This is a genomic window from Corynebacterium variabile (assembly GCF_006539825.1).
GTDB lineage: Bacteria > Actinomycetota > Actinomycetes > Mycobacteriales > Mycobacteriaceae > Corynebacterium > Corynebacterium variabile.
On record NZ_BJNT01000045.1, the window covers coordinates 1 to 2,116 of the forward strand.

Annotated in this window: 3 protein-coding genes; 2 read left to right on the forward strand and 1 reads right to left on the reverse strand. The window is 56.8% G+C overall.

Annotation, left to right across the window (positions count from 1 at the left end):
* Together CVA01_RS15140 and CVA01_RS14630 are read left to right on the forward strand one after the other, a co-directional pair.
* Positions 1-300 (forward strand): hypothetical protein (locus CVA01_RS15140; RefSeq protein WP_218024602.1); only part of this gene is annotated, 300 nt, incomplete at its 5' end.
* A 42-nt stretch (positions 301-342) separates the two neighbouring features.
* Positions 343-687, forward strand: coding sequence for a GtrA family protein (locus tag CVA01_RS14630; RefSeq protein ID WP_280528078.1), 345 nt, complete (start codon positions 343-345; stop codon positions 685-687).
* Between the two features lie 171 nt (positions 688-858).
* Here the strand turns inward: CVA01_RS14630 and CVA01_RS14635 are convergent, their stop codons facing one another.
* Positions 859-2,025: an ISAs1 family transposase gene (locus CVA01_RS14635; protein ID WP_141331802.1), complete on the reverse strand. Its 1,167-nt coding sequence runs from the start codon at positions 2,023-2,025 to the stop codon at positions 859-861.
* Between the last annotated feature and the right edge of the window lie 91 nt (positions 2,026-2,116).

Sequence of the window (2,116 nt, forward strand, 5' to 3'; positions counted from 1 at the left end):
CCCGGAAGAGCCGATAATCACCTCACGATTGGACAAATGATGAGAAACAGGATCGCCAGCGAATGCCTTGCTGGCATGATGCTAGTGGGAGCTTCCGTAGCTTCCCAGGGGGTCGCGGCCGCCGAGCCGACGACCGCAGGATCGTCAACAATGACGAAGTCAGAAAAGTGGCATGGTCCGTTCTCCAGCAGGGCAAGCTGCATTGCCAACACCGTTGGTGGCTTCCACGCGCTTAATGTCAAGAAGTCTTGCGAGAAGCACACGACCGATAACAAGTGGTGGTACGCTACTTGGCTGTGATCGAAAAAAAAGCAACTGAGGAAATTAACTTACTTTGTGCTAGTGGGAACAGTCGGTGCAGTGGTAGATTTCTCCATTAGAAGTCTACTACTGTACCTCTCTTTTCCTGCCACCCTAGCGCGCGGCGGCAGCTATATATCTGGAAGTACGGTAGCTTACTACCTGAATAGCTATTTCACTTTCAATGGCGTTAGGTCCCGTACTGAAAAGCTAAAAGCGGCCTCATCATATGTAGTTTGCTTTCTGTCTGCTGTAATTGCAGATTACATTATAAGAGCCAACTTTGGAGAAGACGGAGATATATTATTCCTTTCCTGGTTTTTATCGCAAGCGGTTGCTACTTCACTTAATTATATCTTGCAGAATTTCTGGGTTTTTCGGAAGTGAAATGTGGCACCCAACTTGGATCACTCCAAGTTTTTGATACATCACGCAAGGCTATAACCCGCAGTTGAAGTACTGGTGAAGGTGAAATCTATACACTAACCCCAACACAGTTAATTTAGTATCCGGATCGGCGTGTGCGTCGTGCGAAGCTGCGGCGAGTGCAGGGATCCGTCAAAGTCGATGATGGATCGTCGTGACCAGCGCTGATGGCCGTGAGAACACAGCCCTGTAATATCTTGTCCCGCTCTCAATCTTGCACCAACCCGCCAACCGCAACACACTGATCGCCGTGCTCCGCAACGTCGCCATGACCCGTGGACCAGCCCCGGCCCGGATCAGGCAGGCATCCTCACCGAAGACCACATCCCGGACCCAGTGCAGCCGGTTCTCGATACCCCAGTGTGCCCGCACCCACCCGGCCAGTGTTGCCACCGGAGCATCAACATGGCCCAACGAGCAGACAACATAGACCGTCTCCCGGGTCTTCTTGCCCCTCTTGTTTCGGCCTTTGACTCGAGCCCTGCTGTAGTCCGTCCGGTGCCGAGTAACCCTGACGACCTGCGCGGCATGAGGAAAACCGAACTCGGCACCAACAACAAACACCTGCGCTGACCGTGTCTCACGTCGACCGTGCCCACTGGACTGCTCGGTGTGGGTGCGGTTGCTGTCCCACGGCAGAGCGGCAGCCCGGTCGTAGAGGGCCCGACGGTTCTTCTTGATGGTCATGACATAGTCGCCACCGGCGTTGACGATGAACTTGGCGGTCTTGTCCTGGGTATGCAGTGCGTCCAGGGAGACGACCATATTGTGCAGGTCAAACAGGTTAAGCAGGTCGCAGGCGGCGGGGATCTCGTTGGTTTTCGCGTCGACCTCCACCTGGCCGACGATGGTGCCGGAGCCGGTGTCGAACGCGGCCACCTCGTGTGGCGCACGGGAGTCCGGGTGCCCGTGATCCCGGGCTCCCCGGATCGTCTTGCCGTCCACGGCAATCAGACTACGGCCATCGACAGAGCCTGTGCGGGTGAACATCCAGGCACCGAGCACCCGGTCGAACAGGTCGGCATCGAGCTGGGACAGTACCCGACGTACGGCGGCCTCTGATGGTCGTCGGTCCGGGTCGATGCCCAGGTCAGCGACGGTGGTGTTATCCTCGTCGCCTATCCATTCAGCGATAGCGGTGTAGCTGGTGTTGCCGGCAAGCGCGGCGGTCAAGCAGGCTGCGAGGAGGGCGACGAGGGGGTGCCGGGTGCCTCGTGGGTCGCGGTGATCGGTGACATCGGCGAGTAAGTCCAATGGCGGGTGCGTGTTTCTCGTGTGACTTGTGTGAACAGCAGTCATCTTCGAGCATGAACACGCGCCTGTCGTGTAGTTGCGACTCGGCGTGTCGTCGATCTATCTGCAGGTCATGGGCTTAACTGGCTCTTCCGGA